This is a genomic window from Streptomyces sp. RPA4-2 (assembly GCF_012273515.2).
GTDB lineage: Bacteria > Actinomycetota > Actinomycetes > Streptomycetales > Streptomycetaceae > Streptomyces > Streptomyces kaempferi.
This window is the reverse complement of sequence record NZ_CP050975.2, coordinates 7195476-7221769: the sequence shown is the minus strand read 5'-3', so window position 1 is coordinate 7221769 and position 26294 is coordinate 7195476. Positions and strand designations below refer to the sequence as shown.

Sequence of the window (26294 nt, the reverse complement as noted above, 5' to 3'; positions counted from 1 at the left end):
ATGCCCCACAGCCAAACCTCTGCACCTCGCGACAGCCTGGTCGGCGTACGCCTTGCGCGCGGAGCATCGCCGTGGCTTCTCCCGACCGTCGCCACCGCAGCACTCAGCCTGGCCCGCTCGCGCCGCTCCGGCGCCGCGAAGGCCGTGGCCGTACCCGCCACCGCGCTCGCGGCGGGCATGCTGTGGTTCTTCCGCGACCCGGAGCGTGAGATCGCCCAGGGCCGCGTCATCTCGCCCGCCGACGGTGTGGTGCAGAGCATCATGCCGTGGAAGGACGGGCGTACCCGCGTCGCGATCTTCATGAGTCCGCTCAACGTCCATGTCAACCGTGCGCCGCTCTCCGGCACGGTGACCTCGGTCGAGCACATCCCGGGTGGGTTCGTTCCCGCGTTCAACAAGGAGAGCGAGAACAACGAGCGCGTCGTCTGGCACTTCGACACCGAGCTCGGCGACATCGAGATGATCCAGATCGCCGGCGCCGTCGCCCGCCGTATCGTTCCTTATGTCCCCCGGGGCACGAAGGTCGAGCAGGGCGACCGGATCGGCCTGATCCGTTTCGGCTCGCGCGTCGACATCTACCTCCCCGAGGGTGTCGAGGTCGATGTGGAAGTCGGTCAGAAGACCGTGGCTGGGGTGACTCGAATTGACCGTGATTGATCCTGAGACTCAGGCCGGCTGGGTGCCGGAGGCCGACGAGGTGGACGACGAGGAGGAAATGCCCCTCTCTCTTCGCCTCTCGATAGCGGACACCCTCACCCTCGGCAACGCCACGTGCGGCTTCATGGCGGTGTACTTCACCACCACCGGCATCCTGATCCCGCACCTCACCGGCAGCCAGGAGTCGGGCATGGCGCGGCACAGCGCCGCCACGGCCGTCATCCTGATGCTCTGCGCCGCGGTCTTCGACCTGTTCGACGGCCTGGTGGCGAGAAAACTGCGCTCCTCCCCCATGGGCGCGGAACTCGACAACCTGTCGGACCTGATCAGCTTCGGCCTCGCTCCGGCCTACTTCGTGCTGGTCTACGGCATGGTCGCGGACGACGCGCACCAGAGAGTGGCCGCGGTCGGCGCGATCGTGGTGCTGCTGGCGGTCGTGCTGCGGCTGGCGCGCTTCTCCTGCGTGACGGTCAAGGACGGCACGTTCCAGGGCATGCCGTCGCCGTTCGGCGCGCTGACGGTGGTCTCGATCGTGCTGCTGGAGCTTCCCTTCGTCGCCACGCTCATGGCGATCATCGGGACCGCGTGGCTCATGGTGAGCCGGGTCGAGTATCCGAAGCCGCGGGGACGTCTCGCGGTGGCGATGCTCTCCTGGATCGTCCTGAGCATGGGCATGCTGGCGGCCTGGGCCTTCGACGCTCCGGGCGGGCAGCTGCTCCTCCAGACCGGGTGTGCGCTCCAGCTGGTCCTCGGCGCGGTGATTCCCCTCTTCGCCACTGCCCGGAGGGTGAACAACTTCCGCGACAACCGACGTGAGGCGCGCGCGGCACAGCTGCCGTAGCCCCCTCCGTACGACGCCGAAGGGCCCCGAACCATCCGGTTCGGGGCCCTTCGGCGTAGGCGGGCGCGGTCAGCCGCCCGGTGTGTAGCCCTCGGCCACGGCCGAGGCGGCGGCCTGCCGGACGACCTTCATCCCGCCCACGGCGTTCTTGTCCGGTTGCAGGATGACGCTCTCCTTCGAGGACGGGGCCTTCGGGTCGGTGAAGTCCTGGGTGACGCCGAACCCCGGGTCGAAGGCGTTGATCGTCAGCAGCGCCTTGTCCACGCCCTCCCGGGTGAGGTCCTTGCCGGCACAGGCCTTCTTGAGGGCCTCACCGAAGGCGAGAGCGGCGGTCCAGCCGGCCACCACACCGTTGTCCAGCGAGTCCTTCGGATAGGCCGCCTTGTAGTCCTCGACGAGCTTCTTGGCCTGTGGGGTGTCCGCGCCGATGGGCAGCGAGGGCGAGGCGACGTAGTAGTTCTTCATCAGGGCGGGGCCCGCCTGGGTGGCGAGCAGCTGCGGCGCGAAGGCCGAGTTGTTGCCGATGACGGGCACGTCGAACTTGCCCGCCGCCGCCACACCGACGAGCGAGGCCGCCTGGCGCGGGCCCGCGCTGACCACGATCGCCTTGACGCCGGCCTGCTTCAGGGCGGCGACCTGGGCGGTCATGTCGTTGTCGGTCGGTTTGATCTTCTGCTCGACGATGGTGAGCCCGGACTGCTTCGCCATGTACTTCGAACCGGCCAGGGCGTTCTCGCCGTAGTCGCCCTCGAAGTACACATGGCCGACCTTGTCGCCCTTCTTCAGGCCCTTCTCCTTCATCAGGAAGTCGAGGGCGTTGATCGTCTCGATGTCGTACGTGGACCCGATGACCCGGATGTACGGGCTGCCGAGCAGGCTGGCCGACCATGCCTGGGGCAGCACCAGGCCCTTGTCCCGGCCGTCCACGCGCTGCTTGACTGCGGCCACGAACGGCGAGCCGATGAACTGCGTGAACCCGAGTACCTTCGGCTCCAGATCGGTGTACCCGGCGACCGCCTTCTGCGGGTCGTAGCCGTGGTCGCGGACGGTGAGAGCCAGTTGGTAGCCGCACACACCGCCGTCGGCGTTGGTCTGCTTCACGTAGAGCTGCTGGGCCTGCGTGACACTCTTGCCGAGGGTCGCGTAGACCCCCGTCATGTCGGTGAGCACCCCGAGTTCGATGGTCTTTCCGGAGACACCCGCGCCGGTCTTGACTCCACCCGCCGCCTCCTTGTCGCTCTCCTTGCCGTCCTTGGCCTTGGAACTGCACCCGGCCAGCACGAGCAGCACCGCGAGCGCGCCCGCGACCGCCTTCGCCGCGGGTGCCCCCGGCCTCCGTACCATGCGCATGGTCATCTTTCCTCCCCTGGGTTGGGCCTGCCGCGACGCCGGGCGGCCACGCTGACCAGGCCGCCGGGCAGGAAGAGCACCGCCGCCACGACGGCGGCGCCGTACAGGTACCGGGCCGCCTCGCCCGGTGCGATGCCGCCGGTGCCCGGGTCCGAGACCAGGGGCAGGGCATCGCTGTAGTGGGTCAGCAGCTGGGGCAGCAGGGAGACGAAGGCCGCCCCGACCACCGCACCGGCGACCGAACCGAGGCCGCCGATGACGATCATGGCGAGATAGTCGAGCGAGAGCGTGATCCCGAAGTAGTCGGGCACCGTGCGCTGGAAGATCAGCGCGAGCAGCACCCCGGCCAGGCCGGCGTACATCGAGGACAGGATGAAGACCCCGGCGCGGAACCGGGCGACGGGGACTCCGATCACGCCGGCCGCGATCCGGTGGTCGCGGATCGCGTTCAGGGCCCGGCCGGGACGGCCGCGCAGCACCCCGCGGGCGAAGAGCGCCCCCGCGAGGAGCAGCAGGAGTCCCACGTACCAGAGCTTCTCCGCGGAGCCGAAGGGTACGTCGGCGATCACCGTCTCGCGGTCGTCGAAGGTGAGACCGAACAGGCTCAGCGGCGGTACGTCGCGGCCGTTGAAGCCCCCGGTGAGATCGCGCGCGTTGAACAGCACGTGCTGGCCGATGAAGATCAGGGCGAGGGTGGCGATGCCGAGGTAGGCCCCGCGCAGCCGGCCGGCGATGGGGCTGAAGAGGCCCCCCGCGACTCCGGAGACACCGACGGCGAGCACGGCGGCGAGCCAGGTCGGCAGTCCCAGACCGGTGAGCCCGTCGCTCCCGTCGGCGGCGAACACGCAGTAGCCGTACGCGCCGACCGCGAGGAAGAAGGCGTGGCCCATGGAGAGCTGTCCGGTCGCGCCGGTCAGCAGGTTGATGCCGATCGCGCCGATCGCCGCGGCCATCGCGAACAGGCCCGCCTGGAGCCAGAAGCGTTCGAGGTAGAAGGGCAGGCCGAGCAGCAGGACGGCGCATCCGGCCCGGACGTACACGCGGCCGTGCGGCAGCCGCAGGACGCGGCGGCGCGTGGGCCGCGGCTCACCGGCCGTCTCTTCGCGGGCGAGGACCTCAGACACGGGCGAGCTCCTTCGTGCCGAACAGCCCGGCGGGCCGGATGAGCAGGATCGCGACCATCACCACGTAGGGCGCGAGGTCTCCGAGACCGCGCCCGAGGAAGCTGAGGTCGCTCTGGTAGCCGGTGGCGAGGGACTCGGTGATGCCGACGAGCAGGCCGCCCACGAGCGCGCCCGTCGTCGAGTCGAGGCCGCCGAGGATCGCCGCGGGGAACGCCTTGAGCGCGGCGAGGGAGGTGGCGCGTTCCAGGCCGGGCGTCGGGAAGACGGTGAGGAACAGCGCCGCGACGGCGGCCAGTCCCCCGGCGACCGCCCAGGCCCCGAGCGACACCCGGCCCAGCCGCACGCCCATGAGTGCCGCGGTCTCGGGGCTCTCGGCCGCCGCGCGCATCGCCACACCCCAGGACGTGTAGCGGAAGGCGAGCAGGAAGACCGTGATGAGCAGGGCCGCGGCGGCGAACGCGGCGATCCGGGTGTGCGCGAGGGAGACCGGCCCGATGGTGAGCACGGCGTCTCCCCACGGATCGCCGGGGCTCAGGACGTTCGTGCCGATACGGCGGGTCAGCTCGGTGGTGAGCAGGATGTCGACGCCGATGGTGACGATGGCGAGGACACTGTGGTCGGAGCCTCGGTAGCGGCGCATCACCAGGAACTCCACGGCGGCACCGACCAGGGCGGCGCCCGCGATACCGACGAGCAGCGCGGGCCAGAAGCCGATGTCGTCGTGCAGGGACGCGGTGATGTAGCCGCCCGCGAGGAGCAGCGAGGCATGGGCGAAGTTCACGACCTCGGTGGCCCGGAAGATCACGACGAAGCCGAGGGCGATCAGGGCGTAGACGGAGCCCAGTGAGACTCCGTTGAGGAGGAGCTCGGCGAACGTGCTCATCGGTCGGTCTCCTCTGCGTCGGGGCGTTCGCCCAGATAGGCGCGGACGACCGCGGGGTCGTTCTGTACGTCGGCTGGGGCGCCGTCGGCGATCCGGCGTCCGAAGTCGAGTACGGTCACCGCGTCCGCGAGCCGCATCACCACCCCCATGTCGTGTTCCACCAGCACGATCGAGATGCCGAGGCTGTCGCGGACACCCGCGACGACCTCGGCGGTACGGCGCCGCTCGTCGGCGGTCATGCCCGCGACGGGTTCGTCCAGCAGCAGGAGCCGTGGCTCCATGCACAGGGCGCGGGCGAGTTCGGCGAGCTTCTGCTGCCCGTACGGGAGCGAGCCGGCCGGCCGGCCGAGCTGCCGCTCCAGACCGACGAACGCGGCGATCTCACGGACGCGTTCACGGTGCCGGCGCTCCTCGCGGGCGGCGGCGGGCAACCGCAGCCCCGCGGCGAGGAATCCGGTACGGGTCAGCCGGTGCCGGCCGAGCAGCAGGCTGTCCTCGACCGTGACGCGGGGCGGCAGGGCGAGGTTCTGGAAGATCCGCGCGACACCGAGGGCCGCGATGCGGTGCGGTGGCAGGCCGGTCAGTTCGTGCTCGCCGAAGCGGACGCTTCCCGACGCCGGCCGGTAGACACCGGACAGGACGTTGAAACAGGTGGACTTTCCGGCGCCGTTGGGCCCGATGAGGGCGTGCACGGTGCCGGGGCGCACCGTGAGGCTCACCGCGTCCAGGGCGGTCAGCCCGGCGAACCGGACCGTCAACTCCCGTATGTGGAGCGGGGGGACGGCGGAGTCTCCGGTAAGTCCGGGCGTCTCGGGGGCGGTCGGCACGGTCTCGGGTCTCTCCACGAGGGCGCTCACCCCTTCCAGCGCGGCAGGGCCGGCAGCGCGCCGCGCGCTCGTGACGCGTCGGCCGCGGCGTCCTCGTCCACCACACCGAGGTAGCGGCGGCGCACCTCGTCGGAGGCGGCCAGCTCGGCGGCGGGGCCCGAGAGGGTCACCTCGCCGACCTCCAGGACATAGGCGTGGGTGGCGAGCCGGAGGGCGAGGGCGGCGTTCTGCTCGACGAGGAGGACGGAGGTGCCCTGCGCGTTGATCTCCCGTACGGTGTCGGCGATCCGGGCGGCCATCAGCGGGGCGAGTCCGAGCGAGGGCTCGTCGAGGAGGAGCACCTTGGGGGCGCCCATGAGCGCCCGTCCGACCGCGAGCATCTGCTGCTCGCCGCCGGACAGCAGTCCGGCGCGCTGCTGGGCGCGCTCGGCCAGCACGGGGAACAGGTCGTGCACGCGGCGCAGCGCCCGGGCCCGGTCGGCCCGGCCACCGGTGGCGCCGAGCGCTCCGGCCCGCAGGTTGTCGGCGACCGTCATCCGGGCGAACACCCGCCTGCCCTCCGGTACTTGGGACACCCCAGCGGCGACCACCCGGTCCGGCGGCAGCCGGTCGAGTGGGCGGCCGCCCAGGCTGACGGACCCTCCGGTCACCGCCCCACTGTGGAAGGAGAGGGTCCGGCACACGGCACGCAGCAGCGTCGACTTGCCCGCGCCGTTGCCGCCCAGGACCGTGACCACGGCACCTTCCGGAACGTCCAGCGACACCTGGCGCAGCGCGCGCACGGGTCCGTATCCGACCGACAGGTTCCGTACGAGCAGAGCGGAACCGCCCATGGCACCTCCCTTGTCCTTGCTCGGTGCTTGTCCTTGCTCGGTGCTTGTCCTTGCTCGGTGTGGCGCTCACCTCAGCACCGGCGGGGAGCGTCCGTCCACGGGGGGCGGGCGAATCGCGGCGGGTGCCCAGAGGTCGTGGCCGCCCGTTGTGCGCGCGCACAACGCTGCGTGTCAGGGGCCTGTGCGAGGCGGTGCGGGGATGGCATCCTCCGGCCATGGGAGGGCGCAGACCGCGGACCGGTCATGACTGGAAGCTGCTTGCGGAGTCCTGCGGGGCTCTGCTGGAACGACTGCCCGAGCTCGTCGACCAGCACCTGCGACAGCTCGCCGAGTACTCGCCCGTCTACGCGCAGGTGCTGCCGCAGGACCAGCAGTGGCGGGAGGCGGAGACGGCCATGCGCATCGGGATCGAGACGATCTCGGCGCCACGGGCCTCGCCGCGCCGCGATCTGGAGCACGCCGAACAGGCGGGGCGCCGGCGGGCCCTGCAGGGGCTGCCGCTGGAACTGCTCGTGCACGCCTACCGCGCCGCGGGCTATCTCGTGTGGGACGCGCTCATGGAGGGCCCGGTGGGCCGGGAGCCGGAGCGGCTGGCGGTGCTGATGCGTTCGGCGACGATGGTGTGGTCGGCCGTGGACGCCCAGACGGTCGCCGCGTCGGAGGCGTACCGGACCACCGAGCGCGAGCTGCGGCGGCGCACGGACGAACAGTTGCAGGCACTGCTCGACGCGTTGCTGGAGGGGCAGGAGGCACCCGGACTCGCGGCGCGGGCCGCGGCGGGGCTCGACCTGCCCGAACAGGCACCGTACGCCGTGGTGGTCCTGCGCCCGGAGCGCCGGGACTTACGGGAGGCGGTCCCCCGGCCGGTGCAGAGCGGGGGGCTGCGCTTCATCTGGCGGATGCGGGCGGACTGCGAGGTCGGCGTGGTGGCGCTGGGCGCCGACCGGGACCTGGACCGCGTGGTGCGGCTGCTCCACGGCCGGTGCTCGGGGCCGGGCGGTATCAGTCCGGTGGTGGCGGGCCTCGGTGAACTGGGGCGCGCGCGGCGGCTGGCCGAGCTGGCGTTGCGCACCTGTACGCCGGACTCGACGGAGGTCGTACGCCTCGACCAGCGGATGCCGACCGCGCTGGTGGTGAGCCAGCCGGAGCTGGCCGGGCGGCTGGTGGCCGACGTGTTCGGAGCGCTGCTGGAGCTGGAGCCGGCCGACCGGGCGGTGCTGCTGGAGACCCTCGACGTGTGGCTGCTGTGCGAGGGCTCCGCCGGGCGGGCCGCGGGTCGTCTGTACTGCCACCGCAACACGGTCTTCAACCGGCTGCGACGTCTGGAACAACTCACGTCACGCTCCCTGGCCCGGCCCCGGGACCTGATCGAGATGACGCTGGCCCTGGACGCGTACCGGTTGTCGGGAGGCGGGACTGCTGTGGGGTGAGGGGGCGTGCGGCAGGGGGTACGTACTGCAGGCGGCGGCCGAGGTCGACGGGCGGCCGAATCACCTGGGCCGCCGTGTGTCGACCGCACGGGTGTGGGACGGGGATGGCTTCCCGGGGCGCGGGGGCGGGCATCCTTCCCCGCCTGCGCAGGGCGTCCCTCGCCTCCGCCCGTCGCGGCGGGACCCCGCGCCGTGACGAAGCCCGCGGGACCTGCCGGGGTGCGGTCGGTCGGCGAGGACACCCCGTGATGTCACCGGAGGAGATCCGGCCGACTCGTCCGCGGGACCCTGTCGCCTCGGCGGGGGCGGGCCGGTGACTCCGTCACGGGGACCACCGGCTCGGCCCCTGAGGTCCGTCACGGGGCCCACCGGCTCGGCTCGGCCCCTGAGGTCCGTGGCGTGAGCCGGGAAGGCTCCCCGCCTCCGCCGGCGGACTCCTGACGGCTCAGATGAGGAAGTCGCGTCCGATGTCCTCCGCGACACGCTCCAGGATCGGACCCGCGTCCGCGATGCACTTCGCGATGTCGGGCTCGACGTCGGTGAGCGGGTACGCCCGCCGGATGCCGGCCCGCCCGAGCGCCTCCGGGGGAAGCGCGAGCCGTCCGCAGACCGCGACGACCTCCTTGCCCGCCGCACGCGCGGCCGTCGCGACGCCCGCCGGGGCCTTCCCGTGCAGGGTCTGCTCGTCGAGCGAGCCCTCACCGGTGATGACGAGGTCGGCCCGGTCGAGAGCCGGGGCGAAGCCGAGGACGTCGAGCATGACCTCGATGCCGGGACGGAAACGCGCGCCCACGACGAGCGCTCCGTACCCGATGCCGCCCGCCGCTCCGGCACCGGGCGCGGCCGCGTACTCGGCGGCCCGCGAACCGATCGCCTTCTCCAGGACGGCGGTGAAGTGGGTGAGCGCGGTGTCCAGGACCACCACGTCGTCGGGGCTCGCGCCCTTCTGGGGGCCGTACACGGCCGGGGCGCCCTTGGGACCCGTCAGGGGGTTGTCCACGTCGCTGGCGAGGACGAGATCGACCGAGGAGAGCCGGGCGTCCAGGCCGGACAGGTCCGCGGTCACCACGTCGCCGAGCGCCGCACCACCGGGTGACACCCGCTCGCCGTCAGCGTCGAGGAAGCGCGCCCCCAGCGCGGACAGCATCCCCGCGCCACCGTCCGTCGTGGCACTGCCGCCGACACCGAACACGATCGTGCGCGCCCCCGCGTCCAGTGCGGCGCGCAGCAGTTCCCCGGAGCCGTACGTCGACGCGGTGAGCGGCGCGAAGGTCCCGGCGGGCAGCCGCTGCAGCCCGCTGGCCTCCGCCATCTCGACGACCGCGGTGTCGCCCCGCAGCGCGAAGGCGGCCGTGACCTCGTCCCCCAGGGGCCCGGCGACCCGTACCTCCCGGCGCTCGAACCCGGCCGCGACCGCCGCGTCGACGGTGCCGTCGCCGCCGTCGGCCACCGGCAGCGACTCGACCACGGCGGCCGGCGCCACCCGGCGCAGCCCGGCCGTCACCCGCTCCGCGACCTCGACGGCGGTCAGCGAGCCCTTGAACTTGTCCGCGGCGATCAGCACCCGCGGATCACGCCGGTCACCCGCGCGTGTCGTCTTCTCGGCAGAGTCCGCCACCTTGCATTCCCCTTGCTTTCCGGCCTCGCACACGTCGAGGCAGTCGCGCCGCTGCGACCTTAACCGGAGGACGACCCCGCCGTCATGCTCCGACCGGCCCGCGGAACACCGCACGGCGGCGGCCGGAATCGGGTAGACCGGAACCATGACCCCTGTGGGCACTGAGCTCGCGGACCGCGTCCTCGGGGGCTGGCTGGGCCGGATCGCGGGCAACATGCTCGGCAAGCCGGTCGAGCAGGGCGACCACTGGACGCGGGACCGCATCGACCGCTATCTGCGACGGGCCGCCGCCCTGCCGCTCACCGACTACCTTCCCGGGCCCGCCGACAGCGACGACGGCGAGGGCGACGAGTTCGCGCTGCGGCCCGAGTGGCGGCAGTGCGTACGAGGCCGTATCCATGGCAGTTGCCGGGACGACGACGTCGACTACGCGATCCTCGGCCTCGACCTGCTGGAGACACACGGCTTCGGCTTCAGCACCGAGCAGGTCGGCGACCTGTGGCTGCTGCGCCTGCCCTATCTGCAGACCTTCACCGCGGAACGGGCGGCGTACCGCAACCTCGCGGCCGGCATCAAGCCGCCCCTCAGCGCCACCTACGACAACCCGTACCAGGAGTGGATCGGCGCCCTGATCCGCGCCGACATCTACGGGTGGACCTGTCCGGGGGTGCCGCGCCGCGCGGCCTCCCTGGCCCGCAGGGACGCCGTGCTGTCCCACACCGGCAACGGCGTGTACGGCGCCATGTGGGCGGCGGCGCTGGTCTCCGCAGCCTTCACCGCGCCCACCGTGCGGCAGGCGCTCGACACGGCACTGACCGTCATCCCCGCCGGCAGCCGCCTCGCCCGCACCGTGCGCAGGGTGCTCACGCTCCACGAGACCCGGATGACCTGGGAGGACACGCTGAGCACGGTGTCCGAGGAGACCGCGGGGCTCGGCTGGATCCATACGATCCCGAACGCCGCCGTCCTCACGGCCGGGCTCCTGTACGGCGACGGCGACTTCACCCGCACCATCACGCTGACCGTCCGCGGCGGCCTGGACACCGACTCGAACGGGGCGACGGCGGGCTCGGTCGCCGGGGTCCTGTGCGGCGCCGAGGCCGTTCCCGCGCAGTGGAAGGACCCCTTGGAGGACACGGTACGCAGCGCGGTCTTCGGCTTCGACGGCGTACGGATCAGTGAACTGGCCGCGCGCACGGTCACGCTCGCGGAGGCAGGAACCGAATCCTGAGCCGGAGCCGGAGCCGGAGCCGAGCCTGAGTGGAGCCCGCGCGCCGTCCCGGATCGGCGCGCGGGCGTCGGCGCCGTCCCCCGCGTGTCTCCCGGGCCTCCGCCATCCGCTGACGCCACGGTGGGAGGCGGCGGCCCCCGCGGCCGGAGCGGTCAGGGCGTCCCGGACCGGTCGGCGCGTCCGAAGGGGCCGGTGCGTCCGGGGGACGGCCGCGCGGGCTCGTTACGCTTCGTGGATGACCACCCCGGACTTCGCCACGTACATCGCGGGGCTTCCCCGCGTCCTCGCCGGTGCCGCCGTACTCTTCCGCGGCGCCGACGGACGGATCCTGCTCGTCGAGCCCAACTACCGTGAGGGCTGGGCCCTTCCGGGCGGCACCGTCGAGTCGGACGACGGGGAGACCCCGCGACAGGGTGCCCGCCGCGAGACCGCGGAGGAGATCGGCCTCGACATCGACCCGGGCCGGCTGCTCGCGGTCGACTGGGTGCACGGGGCCGGGCGACCCCCACTGGTCGCCTATCTGTACGACGGTGGAGTCCTCGACGAGCGGCAGCTCAAGGCGATCCGGCTGCAGGAGGAGGAGTTGCTGTCGTGGCGGCTGGTGCCGCGCGAGGAAATCTCCGATCACCTGCCGGGCTCACTCGGCCGCCGGGTGCTGGTCGCCCTCGACGTCCTGTCCGAGGGCTCGGGAACGGCGGAGCTCGAGAACGGTCACCGGGTGGGCTAGGTGTACTGCCCTGTGAGGTGGGCGTCGCGAGGCAGGCGGGACTTTCGCGACACGCCCCAGGCGAATGTCCAGGATGGCGACGACGCCCGTACCCGCTGGGTCGCGGGTACGGGCGTCGTCTCGTCGGTCACCCTGGGGGCGACGTCACACGGCGCTGCGCCTGATCCGGCGCAGGAGCACCAGGCCGGCGATCACGAGCACGCCACCGCCCGCGGCCGGCCACAGGTTCGTGCCGGTCTCGGCCAGGTCGCCGCTCGCGACCGTCTGCGGTTCGGTCTGTGCCTGGGCCTGCGACGACACCTGCGCGGACGGGGCGTCCCCGCTCGTGGCCGGCGTCTGCCCGGTGTCGGCCGCGCCGTCCTGGGTCCCAGCGGGTACGTCGTTCCCCGCGGCCGGGGTCGTCGTGTCCGCCTTGGGTACGACGCCGCCCTGGTCTCCGCCCTCCGGTTCGGCACCGCGCGTGGTGGCCGGGGGCTTGGGCCGCTGCGTCGCCGCGGGGGTACCGGGGTCGGCCCCGGCGTCTCCACCGGAGGTGGGGTCGGCACTCGGGGTCGGAGCTTCCTTCGTCGGCTCGTCGGAACCACCGCCGGCGTTACCGCCGTTGCCCGCGTTCCCGCCGTTGCCCGCGTTCCCGCCGTTGCCACCGGCGCCACCGTTGGCGTTGCCGTTGTCACCGCCGTTGCCACCGGCACCACCATTGGCGTTGCCGTTGTCACCGCCACCGTTACCGGCACCGTCGACGCACTGCTTGCCGGTGTTGATGCAGTCCACCATCTCCCGCATCAGCTTCGCGTCGAAGACGTTGATGAAGTCGTCGTGGTCGGTGATGGCCTTGTGCAGCTGCTCGGGGAACCCGTCCACGGCGTACGGGTTCTTCACCTGGCCGTTCTCGAGGGTCGGCCGCGGAACGTCGTAGACCAGCCGCATCGTCAGCTGGGGAATGGCCTTGAAGCCGCCCGCGCAGTTGCCGTTCGCGTCGGCGAAGGCCACGTGCGTACGGTGGTTGGCGCTGTCGATGTTCTGCCCGTCCCAGCAGCTCTGGAAGGCGAACTTCCGTATCACGCTGCTGCCTTGGGGGCAGATCGGGTACTTGTCCGTCAGCTGGACCTTGTCCTCGAACCCGGTGCAGCTCCAGTGCGCGTTGGCGTTCGCGGGGCCGTTGACGAACGCCTTCGCGTCGCCGGTGATGATGCGCAGGAAGGTCGGCATCTCGACGACCTTGCTCTGCGGAGAGCCCACGAACTCGATCTGCGCCTGCTTGGCCTGAAGGACCTTGCCGATGTTGCCTTCCAGACCACCGCCGTTGCGGTCGGCGTCGAACTCCTGCGTGCCGTCCTGTACGCGGAGCACCGGCCAGTAGTAGGTGGACTTGTCACCCTGGTTCTTGCACGTGGTCTCGCCGGCCGCGAGGTCGTCGTTGCTGGCGAACGCGTCGTTCGACTGGTTGCCGACGTAGTCGTGCAGGTGGTGGGCGCCGTTGGCGACACCGGGGGCGACGATCACGTTGTCGGTGTTGAACTTCTTGTTGGCGTTCACCCCGCACGTGCTCGTGAACGTACCCGTCGAGGCGCCGCCGCCGTTGCCCGGCTTCTGCTGCACGTTCGGCTGGACCGTCGTGATGTCCACGAAGTCCGCGGCGACAGGCCCGCTGACGGGCGCCGCGCCGCCGCCCTGCTGGCCGTTGTTCTGCTGGCCGTTGTTGTTCTGCTGCTGGCCGCCGCCGTTGTCGCCCTGCTGCTGCCCGTCGCCGTTCTGGTCACCCGTGTCGCCCTGGACCGGGGTGGCGGGAACCGCGGTGCAGGTGGCGGCGCCGTCGAGCATGCCCGGGGCCTCGGCACCCGCGTTCTTGAAACCTATCTTGATGCGGTCGATGACCGCGCCCCGCTTCTCCTTCAGCGGGCCGAGGACCGCGTTCTGCACGAAGCTCGGGTCCTGCTTCTGGGCCTGCTCCGCCGAGGCGAGGCGTGCGTACGCCTCGGAGATCTGCTGGTCGAGGAGGGCGAGTTGCTTGTCGACCTCCGCCTTCGCAGCCTCCGGCACCTCCGTGAGCTTGCTGCCCACGTCCGGACAGTCGATCGTGGCGGCTCCCGCCGCCTTGGTCTCGTTCTGCTGCCCGGACGCACCGCCCCAGCTCTCGGTGGCTGACGCGTAGACGTTCACCGCTACCAGCCCACCTCCGCCCAATATCAGCGCGGCTGCGGCAAATGTCGCACGCCGTGCCCCTGTGGGGCGTCTGCGCGTGTTCCGTCTCACGTGTGTACTCCTACGCCTCGTAACAGGCCCGGCATGGAAATCCCCCATGCCATACGTAGAGGGGCCCGGGTGCGTTCAAGTGCCTCAGGAATTCACAGCGGCCTCATACGCGTTGACCGACGGATCACGGCCTCGCGGCCCCGCGACCCTCGCTCCGGCGCACCCTAGCGGCTCCGGCCGCGGCTGGGCGAAGTCCCAGGTCGACGAAGGCAACGCAGAGCAGCTCGACATGCGTGCGGTGGACCGAGAGAACGTTCGGCAATGTCATCAACACGGCGGCATTCTTGGGCCACCGCCGACACCTGAGTCCACGGGACCAACGCTGCGACGGACGACCATGTCGGCACTGCGGGCCGGTACGGCCTTGCGAGCCCTCTCATGCGGCTGACCCGAACGCTGTCACGCGGAAGCCACCACCTCGCCGGCCGTGATCCGAGGCGGGTTGGGGAGCAGTGACGCAAGGGTGTCGCGCACGAAGTCCACAGCCCTCGCGTTCGATTCGTCGGCACCGGCCTGGTTCTGGAAGACGCTGGTCGAGACCATGACTCCGTCCCCGGCATCGATCCAGTAGTAGGCCACGAAGCCGGAGACCTGGCGCATGAGCGGCACGAACCCCTCGCTCACGAGGCGTGCGACCTCGGTCGAGTCGGTCACCCCTTCGTACCGCCGGACTGCTGCGTACATCGCCAAGCTCCTCACGGCGTTCTGGGTTCGTCCCTCTGCTGAGACGTCGTACCCCCGCGACGGCTGCCCGGCTCACGAGGCGTCTGGCAATCACCTGAAGGGCCGCCTCGGATGATCCGAACGGCGGCCGCCGGCCCGGACAGAACGCCTAGTGCGGAAACAGCCATTCCATCGCGGTAAGGCTCTTGTCGACGTACTTGTCCTGTTCCGTCTCGATGCCGTGCGCCAGGTCCTCGAAGACACTGCACCTGGCATAGAACACGGCGCGCTCGCTGAGGGCCGCGAGGTCGTCGGCGTCGGTTCGATAGCCGCTGATGGCGGCGCGGGTAGCAGCGGGGCCGAGATCGCGGTGGAGCAGCCCGAAGTCGTAGGCCGGGTCGACGACGGCTGCGTCGCTCCAGTCGATGATGCCGGTCACCGTCCATGTGGCCGGGTCGACGAGAACGTGTTCGATCCCCAGATCGTTGTGGGAGAACGTCGGGGTGCGTCCATCGTGCGGCGGTGCGGCCTCCAAGAACGCCTCGACGGGTCGGCGGTGGGCCGCCGGTACCTGCCCGGCTACCGTCACATAGTTCCGCGTGGCCTCGTGTCGCCACTCGGCCAGCGGCTGGTGGTCCACTTCCACCAGATCGCCCAGCCGATCGACCGGAACGGCATGCAGCGCGGTGAGCAGCTCGCCGAGCGTGGCCGCGATCGACGTGCCGTGGGCCGATCGCTGGTGCGGCGACATGTCCAACAGTGGCGCGCCGGGGAGCTTGTGGTACGCCAGACATCCCTGCTCCGCGACCGTGAACGCCGGTTCGGGGACGGGCAGCGGCGAGATGTCGGCGACGGCGGCGAGCACGCGGGCCTCGTGGTCCACCAGGGCGCTCCGCCGTGCCAGGTCGGGCTCCTTGCTGAAGCGCACGATCAGCTCACCGTTGACTTCGTACACCAGGTTGTCCAGGCCCTCGCCAAGCGCCACGACGGACTCGATCCGACAGTCGGGCATGTGCGCACTCACGACGCCGCGGACGTCTGCGACGCGGTCACGGCTGCGACTGGTCATTCCCCGACGTTACCAATCGATCGCATGAGGCCGACGGTGGTCATCGGCCGGTCACGCGGCCGCATGCCACGCCCGCAGAGGCACGGATGGCCTCCCTTCAGCCACGGAAAAGGGGCTTTTGAAAACGACTTGGTGATCCACGTGAAGCAGTGTTGACAGACCTTTTGAGAGCGTGGCGCAGTTTGATACCGAGCGCGTCCTGGGCACCGAGCACCACCCCGACGCTCTGACCCGCCGCCACCACCTCGCCCGCGCCCGCCACGCCGCCAGAGGACTTCATGGGCGGCTTGGAGGAGATCGTCAACGCGTACAGCGGCGTGACGGAGTAGATCCCTCCCGAGACACCTCAGGCGCATAGGAGGTCAAGCCCCAGACTGCGACAGTCCGGATACTGCGGCCGGACGCACCCGGGCTCACCCTCAACTTGCTTTGACCTGCGGGGATGACGGGATCCGGTTGCCTTTGGCAGGCGGATATGCCGGACGGCCATTGCTGGATACAGTCGTCTCGTCACACCTGGTTGTGGGGACAGCCGGAGCGCATCGGGGAGGGCCTGCAGCACATGAGTCGTCGCTCAACTGGCTTCGTCGGCGTCTGGGCAGAGATGCAACGGCAGCAGCAACGCCAGATGGAAGCAGAAACCAGACGGCGGAGACAAGAAGCTCAGCAAGCACGCGCCTACCAGCGGCGGGCCGCCCAGGGCCACCGCGAGTACAGGCAGGCGGAAGCGCTACGTCGCACGGAAGAGCTGGACGCACGAGTCGCTTCGCTTCAGGGCCTTCTCTCCTCGGGTTGTCAGGCTCCGGCCTTCAGAGTCTCCTCTCTCATGAGGCGTGAAGAGGTCCAGCCCTTCGCTCCTGGACCGTTGGCGCAGCCGGTGGCCATGCCTGACTTCAGCCATTACCAAACGCAGAGCGGGTGGACGTCCAACCGCCGGGCCCAGGCACAGGCTGAAGCACGGGCTCGCTTCGAGCGGGATTGGCACGCGGCCCAGGCGGCGGAGGCCCAGCGGCGACAACAGCTGGCGTCGTACCAGCGGGAGCACCAGCAGTGGGCCGATGCGCAGCTGGCCGAGGTGAGGCGGCACAACGCCGGCATCGTCCAGGTGACCGATGGAGTGAGACGTCGTGATCCTGACTCGGTCATGGAGTACTTCTCTGCCGCTCTCTACGCCTCGGAGGCATGGCCGGAGGGATTTCCACGTCAGGTGACGGCAGCCTATGACGCGACAGCTCGACAGCTGGTGCTGGACTGGGAGTTGCCCGCCTACGGCATCGTCCCTGACGTCAAGTCCGTTCGGTACGTGTCCGGGACCGACCAGGACAAGGAGACCGCGCGCCCAGTGGGCCAACGTCGCGCCCTGTACCGGGAGGTGCTCGCGCAGTGCATGCTTCTCGTTCTGCACGAGCTCTTCGCCGCGGATGAGCTGGGCGCGCTCGAGTCGGTGACGTTGAACGGGTTCGTGGATGGCCATGACCCTACGACGGGCCGGCCCGGCCAGATCCAGCTGGCGACCGTGATGGCCTCGGTCTCGACGTTCCGTGGCCTGCACCTGGCGCAGGTGGACGCGAGCAGCTGTCTGGCCGACGCACTCCGCGGACAGCTCTCGGCCCGCCCCGACCAACTCTCTCCGGTACGGCCGAGTCGTCGGCCGCAGGATGTCGGGAACCGTGTTGTCGCGCATGGCAGCGATGAGGAACCTGACCTGTACGACATGGATCCGATCGCCTTCGAGAATCTCGTTGCCGATCTCTTCCGGGCCATGGGGATGCAGGCGGTCACTACCCAGCGCTCCAACGATGGCGGTGTGGACGTCGACGCGCTGGATCCGACACCGATCCGAGGCGGAAAGATCGTCGTTCAGGTGAAGCGCTACCGCAACACGGTGCCGCCCACTGCCGTACGTGACTTGTTCGGAACGGTGCAGGACGCCGGCGCCAACAAGGGTGTCCTCGTGACGACGTCGGGGTTCGGCCCTGGCTCGCACACCTTCGCCAACGGCAAGCCGCTGGAGCTGATCTCGGGCCCTGAGCTTGTTGATCTGCTGCATCGTCATGGGCTGCGTGGGCGCCTGGGTGAGGGCGGCCGTCAAGCCGCGGCGGCGCCGACGCCAACGACCCCCGACACGCGATTGCCGCACGACTACAACGTCCTGGGCATGTCGTGGACCGGTAGCGTGGCATTGGATGTCTGCGCTCTGGTCTGCCGTGGCAACCGAGTTCTCAGCGACGATCACTTCGTTTTCTTCAACAACCCACGGACAGCCGACGGTTCCGTGAGGGCTCTGGCCCCCACTGCGCCTGACAAGGCCGCGATCTGCGTCTCGTTCGACGGCTTGCCGGATGAGGCCGACCGGTTCGTCCTTGTGGCCGCGATCGACCCAGAGGTCGACCCGGACGCCGACCTCTCCGCATTCACGGACGCCCGCATCCGTCTGCTCGACCCGCGGCTGACTGAGCTGGGACAACTTGAGGTTTCCGACGGCCGACCCCACGAAACCGCCTTGGTGCTCGGCTCCTTCCGTCGAAGGCCGAGCGGGGATTGGGACTTCGTCCTGGGCGGCAAGGGCTACACCGGTGGCCTGGAGGAACTCGTGCAGGATTTCGGCATCCAGGTGGACTGAGGTGGACCAGAGGAACTTCGTGTGCGGCAGCTTGCTGTGTCTTAGGTCTGTGAACGCCGCATGATGATCCACGTCATGCGGTCCCGTCGGGCCCCGCGAGAATGGGAGTCAGGCGTCAGCGCCGCCGCTTCGGGGGATCCGCTTTCAGCGCTGGGAAGCCATCCCGGTCACGGGACAGCCGGCGTGTCAGCGTTCGTGAGCGTCCTGCCGGTCGATCGGGAAGCGGTAGACCGTCGACTGCCGGGCCTGGAAGCCCAGACGTTCATAGAGCCGGTTCGCCGCCGCACGATCCGGCCGGGAGGTGAGATCGACCGTCCGCGCGCCTGCCTCCCGGGCGATCTCTACACGGACGTCCATGCCGTGAGCCTATCCATCGCTCGAACGGGCCACTTGGCTCGACCCCCGTCCCGGCAGGACCGCCAGGTGACAGCGGCGCCGTCCTCCGGGCGGTCGGCAAGCCGTTGTACGGATGCCGGTCAAGGAGCGCAGCGTGTCCGCGCAGGTCGTGCCCTGATATCCGGTCGCTCCGAACCGGCAGGCGTCCTACTCTCGGGCCATGAACAGGCCACTCGTCGCCATCCTCAGTGGGGCAGGGATCTCCACCGATTCCGGGATCCCCGATTATCGCGGGCCCAACGGCCTGTGGCGGAAGGATCCCGAGGCCGAGAAGCTCGTGACGTACGAGTACTACATGGGTGATCCCGAGATCAGGCGCCGGGCGTGGCAGCTGCGGCGGGAGAACCGGACGCTCCGGGCCGAGCCCAACGCCGCACACCTGGCCGTGGCCGAACTCGAGAAGTCCGGGGTGCCCGTACGCGTGATCACCCAGAACGTCGACGGCCTGCACCAACTCGCCGGGATGCCCGCCCGCAAGGTCCTCGAACTCCACGGCACCGCGCGGACCGTCGTGTGCACCGCATGCCACGACAAGACATCCATGGAGGACGCCCTCGCCCGCGTCGAAGCCGGTGAGGAGGACCCGCCGTGCCTGAAGTGCGGCGGCATCCTGAAATCGGCGACCGTGATGTTCGGCGAACGCCTCGACCCCGTCGTCCTCGGCGAGGCCGCCGCCATCACCAAGGCCTCCCAGGTCTTCATCGCCGTCGGCAGCAGCCTTCAGGTCCAACCCGCCGCCGGCCTCGCGGGCGTCGCCGCCGATCACGGAGCCCGGCTCGTCATCGTCAATGCCGAACCCACCCCCTACGACGAGATCGCCGACGAGGTCGTACGGGAACCCATCGGTACCGCCCTGCCCGCACTGCTCCGCGGGCTGACCAACGAGATCAACTACTGAGGCGCGCCTGGAGCGCCACCACGGGCCTCAGGCTGTCCAGCAGGCGGAGTCACCCGGCTCGGTCTCCCTGGCCTGCTCAGGAAGGAGTCGACCGACCATCGTCTCCGGCGTCGCCTCCGTGCCCAAAGCCTTGGTAGCACAGCCGAGTTGAGACGGTCCCCAGCGCCGAGGTCAGGAGCGGTGCTACCAGGGCTTCAGCGCGTCCTGGACCGGCCGGCGACGCACGGTCGACCCCGACATGAACGGGGGGGAGGCCTCGCCGGGCGGCCTCGCGGGCCCGTTCCGGGCACGACCAGTGTGAGAGCGGTACTTCACTCCACCGTCACGACCCGGCCCCGGCCCCCGCACTGACCGGTGCGAGAGGCCACTTGGGCAGGAAAAACGCAACTTCGACATGGCCCGCGGGGGCAGCTACCTTCATCTCGTCCTCGGCGATCGCCCACGGTCGCACGGGAGTTCCTTCAGGCTGAGCCACCCGCGACGGGATGAGTCGGTCATGCCCCACGAACCCTCGCCCCCATGCGTAAGTCACCGAACCGGGTCCACGCCAGGCAGCCCCAACCAGGGAGAGACGCATGCCCCATCTTGCTCTGTACACCTTCGGCGTCCTGAAGTCGCCTCTCGCCGACCCCGCACCTCTCACCCGCGAGTTCTACGACAGTGGTGAGGCCGTCTACCGGAAGATCGGTCAGCACCCCGGGTACCTCGCGCGTGCTGAAGCGGCAGACGGTGACCGGGGCATGCTCTTCGAGGCGGACTGGGGTGCGTGGGGAGAGTTCGCCGTACCGACCTGGTACGGCAAGGGCCGTACGGTCGAAACCACCGCCCTGGCCGCGACCCTCTCACTCTGGACCGGCCTGCGCCCCGCCTTCGACGCCGTCTACACCGGTCTGCACCGTGAGGCGCTGAACAGGCGTGACGACTGGTTCGAGAGGACAGGGCACCCGAATTACGTGTGCTGGTGGGTCTCCGACGGCGTGATCCCCACCTGGCGGGACGGGGTTTCCCGGCTGGAGCACCTCCACGACCACGGCTCCGTGCCGCACGCCTTCACCTTCCACCACTCGTTCGCCCCGGAGGGAACTCCGACCAGGGTCAAAGGCATCGGGCCGAAGAGCGACCAGGTTCGCTGACGAGGAAGCCCGCTGCCGATGCGGTGGCAGTGTTGTCAGCGCGGCGAGCGGCCGATCATGGCGGGGAGCTTCGCCCAGCCCCGGCTTCACGCGTCCGCCTGTCCCGCGCCGTCCTCCCCTCTCCACCGCGACCAGTCGCCGATGTGTTCAGCGCTCACCAAGGTGACCACCGTGCCCGCTGGATGAGGGGAGGCGATGGTGCCGAACATGCCTCGCCGAATACGCCGGGGTACGGCCACCGAGACCTGAACCACCTCGCAGGTCGGCTCCCCCGGGCCGCCGAGGAGGCAGTGCGCCCCTGGCTTCAGCGCTTGTGGAGAAGGGGCGGAGACAGGGAACTCCTCCGAGCGCATGCTCGGGATCGGCTCCGTGAGGAGCATCGCGGGAGCCCCCGCCTCGGCTCTGATCAGGTAGCCGCCGCGGTCGGATTCCTCGTCGTCGACCGGAATGTCGTCGGCGTGCCTCGCTCGGGGACTCGCCCGCTTCAGGAACCTCATGGTTCATCTTCTCCACGCCGGAACGGTTCAGAACAGGGCTGAGCCCCGCTCGAAGTCCAGCAGGCGCCGCTTGCGGTCCAGGCCGCCGCCGTAGCCCGTGAGGCTTCCGTCGGCGCCGACCACGCGGTGACAGGGCACGATGATGCCGACCGGGTTCCTGCCGTTGGCGAGGCCCACCGCGCGGGAGGCCTTGGGGTTGCCGAGGGCGTCGGCGAGTTCTCCGTACGAGCGGATCTCGCCGTAGGGGATCCTGGCCAGTTGGTCCCAGACGCTGCGCTGGAAGGGCGTGCCCGCGAGGCGCATCGGCAGGTCGAACTCCTTCAGGTCGCCCGCGAAATACGCCGCCAGCTGACGCTTCGGCTCGGGCAGGAGGGTGTCGTCACGCTCGCCGAAGTCCTCCTCGGGCGGGCGGTGGCGCTGGCCGACCATGTAGAGGCCGCACAGGAGGCCGTCGTCGGCGACGAGGGTGAGAGGACCGTAGGGGCTGTCGGTGATCGTGTGTCGTTTCACTGGGTGTCCTCGGTGCGGGCCCGTGACGGGCTCATACGGGAAGGAAGTTGATCGGGTGACTGTCCGTCGCCCACAGGTACTGGACCGCGTACGCCCGCCACGGGCGCCATGCCGCCGCGCGGGCGGTGAGGGCGGCGGGAGTGGAGGGCAGCCCCAACTCCTGGGCGGCACGCCGGACTCCGAGATCGGTGGGCAGGAACGCGTCGGGGTCGCCGAGGGCGCGCATCGCGATGACGTCGACCGTCCAGGGGCCGAATCCGGGGAGGTCGAGGAGCCGGGCCCGCGCCTGCTCCCAGTCGCTCTCCACTCCCAAGTGAAGTGTGCCGTCGGCCAGTTGGCGCACCAGCGTGGTGAACGTGGTGCGGCGGGTGCGCGGCATGGCGAGGGAGTCGGGGTCGAGCGCGGCCAGCGCGTCGGGCGAAGGGAAGAGATGGGTGAGGCCGCCCTCGGCATCCTCGACCGGCTCGCCGTGCGCGATGACCAGACGGGCGGCGTGGGTACGCGCGGCGGCCGTGGAGACCTGCTGGCCGAGTACGGCCCGTAGGGCGAACTCGGCCTCGTCCACCGTCCGCGGCACCCGGCGCCCCGGCGCCTTGTCGACGAGTGGGGCGAGCAGCGGGTCGGTGCGCAACTGGTCGTCCACGGCGACCGGGTCGGCGTCCAGGTCGAGCATGCGGCGGCAGCGGCTGATGGCGACGGTCAGGTCGCGCAGGTCACTGAGGGTGAGACGGCAGCCGATGTGGTCGGCGTGCGGGGTGAGCGCGACGATGCCGTGGCCGTAGGGCAGTCGCAGGGTGCGCCGGTAGGCGCCGTCGCGCCACTCCTCGACCCCGGGCACGGCGGTCGCCGCGAGGTGGCCGAAGAGGTTGTCGGGGTTGAGAGGGGCGCGGAAGGGCAGGCGCAGGCACAGTACGGCCGGTGCGGTCGTCCCCGCCCCGGTCCTCCCGCCCGTCCCCGCCCCGGCCACCCCGCCCGCCGTCGCTCCCCGGTTCGCCCTCGCCACGGCCGCCGCCCGTTTCCTCGGGAGGCGTTCGCGCAGTTCGCTCGGTGAGAGGGCGAAGACCTCGCGCACGGTGTCGTTGAAGGTACGGATCGAGGAGAACCCGGCCGCGAAGGCGATCTCCGTCATCGGGAGCGGAGTGGTCTCGATGAGCAGCCGCGCGGTCTGGGCGCGCTGGGCCCTGGCGAGCGCGAGCGGCCCCGCGCCCAGCTCGGCCAGCAGCTGCCGCTCTGTCTGGCGGGTGCTGTACCCGAGTCGGCGGGCCAGGCCGGGGACACCCTCGCGGTCCACGACCCCGTCGCCGATCAGACGCATCGCGCGGGCCACCAGGTCGGCGCGCTGGTTCCACTCGGGCGAGCCGGGGCTCGTGTCCGGCCGGCAGCGCTTGCAGGCCCGGAAACCGGCCTGCTGGCAGGCCGCCGCGCTCGGGTGGAACGTCATGTTCTCCGGCTTCGGCGGCACGACCGGGCAGCTGGGCCGGCAGTAGATCCGGGTGGTCAGGACCGCTGTGAAGAACCAGCCGTCGAAGCGCGCGTCCTTCGACTGGACGGCGCGTACGCAGCGCTCGGTGTCGGTGTGCATCCCGTTCCGCATGTCTCCAGGATCGGGCACGGACGAGGCCGGGGCTGGCGAGAATCCGACATCAACCTCGCGGGGCCTCGGGCGGGCCGTCTCCCCCATCGCCGCCCCGGCCACCGTACGCGCTCAGCCGCCCTCCGTGACACGCCCCCGCCCCGATCTTCGGCCTACACCGGCGGCCGCGGCCGGGACCGTCAGCGGGGCTCCTCGCCCTGGGCGACCTCCACCTCGTGGTGGAAGGCGAGGACGCCGGTGGCCGCCGTGCTTACCGAGGCGGTCGCGCAGGCGGCCAGCAGGAGGGCGATCCAGGGGGCGGCACGGCGGGGTGGCCGGGGAGCCGCGAGGAGGGCCGCCACCCGCTGGGGTACGGGTCCGGTGGTGGCCGCGGGGGCGAAGTCGGGGCGGCCGGAGCGGGCGGCGGAGGAGGAGGCGAGGGCGGCACGCGCGATGGCGCGCGCGGTCAGCCGCCGGTCCCCCACCACGGCGGCGGCCGCCTCGTCGGCGGCGCGTTCGGCGGCGAGCGCGATGACCGCGCGGACCGGGCGCAGCCCGGGATGGCAGTGCGCGGCGAGCTCGGCGAGGACGAGGAACCGGTGGTGGCCGCCGGCGTTGTGGGCCCGTTCGTGGGCGAAGAGCACCTCGCGTTCGTCGGCGCCGAGGCTGCGGAGCATTCCCGTCGTGACGACGATGCGGTGGGGGCGGCCGGGCAGCGCGTACGCGTCCGGGTGGGGCGACTCGATCACGCACAGGTCGCCCGCGGCGGGGCGGCCGTCGGCCTCGGTGCGGGCGGCGCGGAAGGCGCGCAGCTGTCGCAGGGCGGAGCGGACGAGTGTGCCGGCGCCGAGGGTCAGCAGGCCGGTGGCGGCCGTCGCCAGAGGAAGGACGACGAGGTCGGACGGGGTGCGCAGCGGCCGGACGAAATCGCCGAGGCCCGCGAGGAACGGCAGCTTGAGCAGGCCGGTGAGGACCAGGGCGCCGAGGGCGGCCACGGAGGAGCCGGCCACCACGAGGACCGTGAGGGTCAGCGCCCACAGCGCGGCGACCGGCGTGAGCCGGTCGAGGCAGCGCCGTGCCGCCGCCGGTACCGCGAAGGGCACCAGGAGCGGGATGAGCAGCAGTGCGGTCATGACCCACCCATCGTAGTTTTGCGCCAGGTTCCGGTCACTCGTCCTGCTCGCCGCGTCCGGGTTCCGGTCGTCCGCCTGCCGCCGGCCGTCCGTCCGGTGCCGACCGCCTGTCCGGTGACGATGACGGTGTCTGTTGCCCGTCCAGTGACGGTGCCGGTGCATCGTCCAGTGACCGTACCGGTGCCGGTAGCCCGTCCGGTTCCAGCAGGCCGCGCAGGAGACGCTCGTCGTCGGGGCTGAGCTGGGCGACGAACCGGGCCAGCGCCGTCTCGCGGTCCTCGTCCCGGTCGAGCTCGGTGTGCATACGGCGAGCGGTGAGCCCGTGCGGGTCCTGGACGGGGAAGTAGGCGAAGCCGCGGCCCTGCCGTTCCCGGCCGACGATCCCCTTCTCGTGCAGCCTGGACAGGATCGTCGTCACCGTCGTGCGGGCCAGGCCCGTCCCCAGCCGCGTCTGCACCCCGCCGGGCGTGAGGGGTGCGTCGGCGGCCCAGAGGGCGGCCATGACGGAGGCCTCGAGCTCACCCGCCGGCCGGCGTTCGTCCTTCGCGCTGGTCATGGGAACGATCCTCACCCCGATATCGTCTACAGTTCAGTAGACCGTCTACAACATTGTAGTCATTCGGGTGTCGTCACGACCACACCCGTCCCTGTCCAGTATGAGAGGGCTCGCGACGATGGCCGCACCTTTGTTCGCAGCGTCACAGCTCGGAACACATCTCGGATCGCCGCTCGGGTCCGAGCTCGCGGTGAACGTGCTCAGCGCCCAGTCCCTGCTCGCCGCCTTCGGTGTGCTGGGTGTGGGCGTGGTGATGTTCGCGGAGACGGGTCTGCTGATCGGCTTCTTCCTGCCCGGCGACTCGCTGCTGTTCACGGCGGGCCTGCTGTGCACGGGGTCGGGCCAGGGCGGTCTGAAGCTCTCCCTGCCCGCGCTCCTGGTCGCCGCCGCTGTCGGCGCGCTGGCCGGTGCCCAGTGCGGCTATCTCATCGGGCGCAAGGCGGGCGGCGCCCTGCTGGCGCGCAGCGGCTCGCCCCGGTTGCACGCCGGGGCGCAGCGCGCCGAGGAGCTGCTGGAGCGGTACGGGCACGCGAAGGCGATCGTGCTGGCCCGCTTCGTGCCGGTGGTGCGCACGGTGCTGAACCCGATGGCGGGCGCGCTCCAGGTGCCCGTCCGGACGTTCACCCTGTGGCAGGTCGTCGGCGGTCTCGTCTGGAGCCTCGGCCTCACCCTCGCCGGGTACGCGCTGGGCTCGTCCATTCCGAACGTCGACCGGTACCTCCTGCCGATCATCGCGGTGATCATCGTCGTGTCGCTGATCCCACTGGCCGCCGAGCTGCGCCGCTCGCGCAGGGCCGCCGCGTCGGAGAGGGGTGCCCAGGGATGACGCTCGCGTTCGACGGGTCGTCGATCGACGGCTCCTCCTACACCTACGTCGTGGGTCTCGCCCAGGACGCACCGTCGTGGCTGGACACGCTGGTACGGGACTGGTCGACGTACGGGCTCGCGGTGTTCGCCGTCCTCATGCTGGTGGGCTGGTGGCGGGCGCGGCACCACAGCGCCAGGGCCGCGGTGACCGCGCTCATGGTGCCGGTGATCGTCGTGGTGGCGTACGGCGTGAACTCGGTGTTCAAGCTGCTCGTCCGTGAGGACCGGCCCTGTCAGAGCCTGCGGGTGAGGACGCTGGAGGCGTGCCCGGCGCCGGGTGACTGGTCGTTCCCCAGCAATCACGCGGTCATCGCCGCCGCGGCCGCGGTCGCCCTGCTCTTCGTCTCCCGCCGTCTCGGCACCGTCGCCCTGGTGGCGGCCTGCGCGATGGCCGTCGCCCGGGTCTGGGTGGGGGCCCACTACCCGCACGACGTCGTGGCCGGCGTGCTGGTCGGCACGCTGATCGCGAGGGCGCTGGCGGCGTTCCTCGGCAGGGTCTCCGACCCGCTCGCGGGCCGGCTGGCGCAGTCCCGGCTGCGACCGCTGCTGGTCCCCGCGTAGCGCCGCCGGCCGGGGACGCCACCGGCCCCGGCCACCGGCGT

Annotated in this window: 24 protein-coding genes and 1 pseudogene; 10 read left to right on the top strand and 15 right to left on the bottom strand. The window is 71.1% G+C overall.

From position 1 onward, the window contains the following. Both HEP85_RS31535 and pssA read left to right on the top strand, forming a co-directional pair. Complete coding sequence (locus HEP85_RS31535) at window positions 1-657, top strand: phosphatidylserine decarboxylase (RefSeq protein WP_168530910.1); 657 nt, start codon at window positions 1-3, stop codon at window positions 655-657. Window positions 658-679: 22 nt separating this feature from the next. Further along, the gene (gene pssA / locus HEP85_RS31530; protein WP_168534203.1) at window positions 680-1498 is read left to right on the top strand and encodes a CDP-diacylglycerol--serine O-phosphatidyltransferase; all 819 of its coding nucleotides are present in this window, start codon (window positions 680-682) and stop codon (window positions 1496-1498) included. A gap of 69 nt (window positions 1499-1567) precedes the next feature. Here pssA and HEP85_RS31525 read toward each other — a convergent pair whose 3' ends face one another. The 5 genes from HEP85_RS31525 to HEP85_RS31505 form a co-directional block, all read right to left on the bottom strand. Further along, the gene (locus HEP85_RS31525; protein ID WP_248002139.1) at window positions 1568-2854 is read right to left on the bottom strand and encodes an ABC transporter substrate-binding protein; all 1287 of its coding nucleotides are present in this window, start codon (window positions 2852-2854) and stop codon (window positions 1568-1570) included. Continuing rightward, window positions 2851-3909 (bottom strand): branched-chain amino acid ABC transporter permease, encoded by a 1059-nt coding sequence (locus tag HEP85_RS31520; protein WP_248002536.1) that lies wholly within the window; start codon window positions 3907-3909, stop codon window positions 2851-2853. Before HEP85_RS31520 ends, HEP85_RS31525 begins: the two co-directional genes overlap by 4 nt. Before the next feature lie 55 nt (window positions 3910-3964). Next, the gene (locus tag HEP85_RS31515; RefSeq protein ID WP_168530908.1) at window positions 3965-4855 is read right to left on the bottom strand and encodes a branched-chain amino acid ABC transporter permease; all 891 of its coding nucleotides are present in this window, start codon (window positions 4853-4855) and stop codon (window positions 3965-3967) included. Beyond that, the gene (locus HEP85_RS31510; RefSeq protein ID WP_329295144.1) at window positions 4852-5622 is read right to left on the bottom strand and encodes an ABC transporter ATP-binding protein; all 771 of its coding nucleotides are present in this window, start codon (window positions 5620-5622) and stop codon (window positions 4852-4854) included. The genes HEP85_RS31515 and HEP85_RS31510 overlap by 4 nt, the downstream gene beginning before the upstream one ends. An 86-nt stretch (window positions 5623-5708) precedes the next feature. Beyond that, window positions 5709-6515, bottom strand: coding sequence for an ABC transporter ATP-binding protein (locus tag HEP85_RS31505; protein ID WP_168530907.1), 807 nt, complete (start codon window positions 6513-6515; stop codon window positions 5709-5711). Between the two features lie 215 nt (window positions 6516-6730). Between HEP85_RS31505 and HEP85_RS31500 the strand changes: the two genes are divergently transcribed. Then, complete coding sequence (locus HEP85_RS31500; RefSeq protein ID WP_168530906.1) at window positions 6731-7945, top strand: CdaR family transcriptional regulator; 1215 nt, start codon at window positions 6731-6733, stop codon at window positions 7943-7945. A 445-nt stretch (window positions 7946-8390) separates the two neighbouring features. Here the strand turns inward: HEP85_RS31500 and HEP85_RS31495 are convergent, their stop codons facing one another. Then, on the bottom strand, window positions 8391-9509 hold the full coding sequence (locus HEP85_RS31495; RefSeq protein ID WP_168534199.1) for a glycerate kinase: 1119 nt from the start codon (window positions 9507-9509) through the stop codon (window positions 8391-8393). Between the two features lie 199 nt (window positions 9510-9708). On the opposite strand from HEP85_RS31495, the gene HEP85_RS31490 reads away from it, so the two are divergent. Continuing rightward, window positions 9709-10794 carry an ADP-ribosylglycohydrolase family protein gene (locus HEP85_RS31490; RefSeq protein ID WP_168530905.1) on the top strand — a complete coding sequence of 362 codons (1086 nt, stop codon included), beginning with the start codon at window positions 9709-9711 and terminating at the stop codon, window positions 10792-10794. A gap of 235 nt (window positions 10795-11029) precedes the next feature. Further along, window positions 11030-11521 (top strand): NUDIX hydrolase, encoded by a 492-nt coding sequence (locus HEP85_RS31485; RefSeq protein ID WP_168530904.1) that lies wholly within the window; start codon window positions 11030-11032, stop codon window positions 11519-11521. A 144-nt stretch (window positions 11522-11665) separates the two neighbouring features. Here HEP85_RS31485 and HEP85_RS31480 read toward each other — a convergent pair whose 3' ends face one another. From HEP85_RS31480 to HEP85_RS31470, 3 genes are all read right to left on the bottom strand, one after another. Continuing rightward, window positions 11666-13681 carry a DUF1996 domain-containing protein gene (locus HEP85_RS31480; protein ID WP_369657922.1) on the bottom strand — a complete coding sequence of 672 codons (2016 nt, stop codon included), beginning with the start codon at window positions 13679-13681 and terminating at the stop codon, window positions 11666-11668. Window positions 13682-14173: 492 nt separating this feature from the next. Further along, the gene (locus HEP85_RS31475) at window positions 14174-14458 is read right to left on the bottom strand and encodes a hypothetical protein (protein ID WP_168530903.1); all 285 of its coding nucleotides are present in this window, start codon (window positions 14456-14458) and stop codon (window positions 14174-14176) included. Between the two features lie 148 nt (window positions 14459-14606). Continuing rightward, window positions 14607-15506, bottom strand: a complete 900-nt coding sequence (locus HEP85_RS31470) for a phosphotransferase family protein (protein ID WP_168530902.1) — start codon at window positions 15504-15506, stop codon at window positions 14607-14609. 562 nt (window positions 15507-16068) lie between these two features. On the opposite strand from HEP85_RS31470, the gene HEP85_RS31465 reads away from it, so the two are divergent. Further along, the gene (locus tag HEP85_RS31465) at window positions 16069-18129 is read left to right on the top strand and encodes a restriction endonuclease (protein WP_211118263.1); all 2061 of its coding nucleotides are present in this window, start codon (window positions 16069-16071) and stop codon (window positions 18127-18129) included. Window positions 18130-18315: 186 nt separating this feature from the next. Here the strand turns inward: HEP85_RS31465 and HEP85_RS31460 are convergent, their stop codons facing one another. Next, window positions 18316-18486, bottom strand: coding sequence for a GNAT family N-acetyltransferase (locus tag HEP85_RS31460; protein WP_168530901.1), 171 nt, complete (start codon window positions 18484-18486; stop codon window positions 18316-18318). 199 nt (window positions 18487-18685) lie between these two features. On the opposite strand from HEP85_RS31460, the gene HEP85_RS31455 reads away from it, so the two are divergent. Together HEP85_RS31455 and HEP85_RS31450 are read left to right on the top strand one after the other, a co-directional pair. Further along, complete coding sequence (locus HEP85_RS31455) at window positions 18686-19423, top strand: Sir2 family NAD-dependent protein deacetylase (RefSeq protein ID WP_168530900.1); 738 nt, start codon at window positions 18686-18688, stop codon at window positions 19421-19423. A gap of 575 nt (window positions 19424-19998) precedes the next feature. After that, window positions 19999-20556 (top strand): DUF3291 domain-containing protein, encoded by a 558-nt coding sequence (locus HEP85_RS31450; protein WP_168530899.1) that lies wholly within the window; start codon window positions 19999-20001, stop codon window positions 20554-20556. Window positions 20557-20642: 86 nt separating this feature from the next. On the opposite strand, the gene HEP85_RS31445 is transcribed toward HEP85_RS31450, so the two are convergent. The 5 genes and pseudogenes from HEP85_RS31445 to HEP85_RS31425 form a co-directional block, all read right to left on the bottom strand. Next, on the bottom strand, window positions 20643-21053 hold the full coding sequence (locus HEP85_RS31445; protein ID WP_168530898.1) for a hypothetical protein: 411 nt from the start codon (window positions 21051-21053) through the stop codon (window positions 20643-20645). A 27-nt stretch (window positions 21054-21080) separates the two neighbouring features. Continuing rightward, window positions 21081-21563, bottom strand: coding sequence for a methylated-DNA--[protein]-cysteine S-methyltransferase (locus HEP85_RS31440; RefSeq protein WP_168530897.1), 483 nt, complete (start codon window positions 21561-21563; stop codon window positions 21081-21083). A gap of 31 nt (window positions 21564-21594) precedes the next feature. Continuing rightward, window positions 21595-23157, bottom strand: a complete 1563-nt coding sequence (locus tag HEP85_RS31435; RefSeq protein WP_282189865.1) for an AlkA N-terminal domain-containing protein — start codon at window positions 23155-23157, stop codon at window positions 21595-21597. A 179-nt stretch (window positions 23158-23336) separates the two neighbouring features. Then, the gene (locus HEP85_RS31430; RefSeq protein WP_369657921.1) at window positions 23337-24269 is read right to left on the bottom strand and encodes a M48 family metalloprotease; all 933 of its coding nucleotides are present in this window, start codon (window positions 24267-24269) and stop codon (window positions 23337-23339) included. Window positions 24270-24462: 193 nt separating this feature from the next. Further along, window positions 24463-24825, bottom strand: a pseudogene (locus HEP85_RS31425) (BlaI/MecI/CopY family transcriptional regulator); the annotation flags it as partial. Window positions 24826-24925: 100 nt separating this feature from the next. Here HEP85_RS31425 and HEP85_RS31420 point away from each other — a divergent pair. Both HEP85_RS31420 and HEP85_RS31415 read left to right on the top strand, forming a co-directional pair. Next, window positions 24926-25651: a DedA family protein gene (locus tag HEP85_RS31420; RefSeq protein WP_168530895.1), complete on the top strand. Its 726-nt coding sequence runs from the start codon at window positions 24926-24928 to the stop codon at window positions 25649-25651. Then, the gene (locus HEP85_RS31415) at window positions 25648-26253 is read left to right on the top strand and encodes a phosphatase PAP2 family protein (RefSeq protein ID WP_329291433.1); all 606 of its coding nucleotides are present in this window, start codon (window positions 25648-25650) and stop codon (window positions 26251-26253) included. The genes HEP85_RS31420 and HEP85_RS31415 overlap by 4 nt, the downstream gene beginning before the upstream one ends. The last annotated feature ends 41 nt before the right edge of the window (window positions 26254-26294 follow it).

What these genes read in the sequence shown, in the direction of transcription:
- HEP85_RS31535 (WP_168530910.1), top strand. Translation starts at nt 1, where the DNA reads ATGCCCCACAGCCAAACCTCTGCACCTCGCGACAGCCTGGTCGGCGTA.
- HEP85_RS31525 (WP_248002139.1), bottom strand. Translation starts at nt 2,854, where the DNA reads ATGACCATGCGCATGGTACGGAGGCCGGGGGCACCCGCGGCGAAGGCG.
- HEP85_RS31515 (WP_168530908.1), bottom strand. Translation starts at nt 4,855, where the DNA reads ATGAGCACGTTCGCCGAGCTCCTCCTCAACGGAGTCTCACTGGGCTCC.
- HEP85_RS31505 (WP_168530907.1), bottom strand. Translation starts at nt 6,515, where the DNA reads ATGGGCGGTTCCGCTCTGCTCGTACGGAACCTGTCGGTCGGATACGGA.
- HEP85_RS31500 (WP_168530906.1), top strand. Translation starts at nt 6,731, where the DNA reads ATGGGAGGGCGCAGACCGCGGACCGGTCATGACTGGAAGCTGCTTGCG.
- HEP85_RS31490 (WP_168530905.1), top strand. Translation starts at nt 9,709, where the DNA reads ATGACCCCTGTGGGCACTGAGCTCGCGGACCGCGTCCTCGGGGGCTGG.
- HEP85_RS31485 (WP_168530904.1), top strand. Translation starts at nt 11,030, where the DNA reads ATGACCACCCCGGACTTCGCCACGTACATCGCGGGGCTTCCCCGCGTC.
- HEP85_RS31475 (WP_168530903.1), bottom strand. Translation starts at nt 14,458, where the DNA reads ATGTACGCAGCAGTCCGGCGGTACGAAGGGGTGACCGACTCGACCGAG.
- HEP85_RS31470 (WP_168530902.1), bottom strand. Translation starts at nt 15,506, where the DNA reads ATGACCAGTCGCAGCCGTGACCGCGTCGCAGACGTCCGCGGCGTCGTG.
- HEP85_RS31465 (WP_211118263.1), top strand. Translation starts at nt 16,069, where the DNA reads ATGAGTCGTCGCTCAACTGGCTTCGTCGGCGTCTGGGCAGAGATGCAA.
- HEP85_RS31460 (WP_168530901.1), bottom strand. Translation starts at nt 18,486, where the DNA reads ATGGACGTCCGTGTAGAGATCGCCCGGGAGGCAGGCGCGCGGACGGTC.
- HEP85_RS31455 (WP_168530900.1), top strand. Translation starts at nt 18,686, where the DNA reads ATGAACAGGCCACTCGTCGCCATCCTCAGTGGGGCAGGGATCTCCACC.
- HEP85_RS31450 (WP_168530899.1), top strand. Translation starts at nt 19,999, where the DNA reads ATGCCCCATCTTGCTCTGTACACCTTCGGCGTCCTGAAGTCGCCTCTC.
- HEP85_RS31445 (WP_168530898.1), bottom strand. Translation starts at nt 21,053, where the DNA reads ATGAGGTTCCTGAAGCGGGCGAGTCCCCGAGCGAGGCACGCCGACGAC.
- HEP85_RS31435 (WP_282189865.1), bottom strand. Translation starts at nt 23,157, where the DNA reads ATGCGGAACGGGATGCACACCGACACCGAGCGCTGCGTACGCGCCGTC.
- HEP85_RS31430 (WP_369657921.1), bottom strand. Translation starts at nt 24,269, where the DNA reads ATGACCGCACTGCTGCTCATCCCGCTCCTGGTGCCCTTCGCGGTACCG.
- HEP85_RS31420 (WP_168530895.1), top strand. Translation starts at nt 24,926, where the DNA reads ATGAGAGGGCTCGCGACGATGGCCGCACCTTTGTTCGCAGCGTCACAG.
- HEP85_RS31415 (WP_329291433.1), top strand. Translation starts at nt 25,648, where the DNA reads ATGACGCTCGCGTTCGACGGGTCGTCGATCGACGGCTCCTCCTACACC.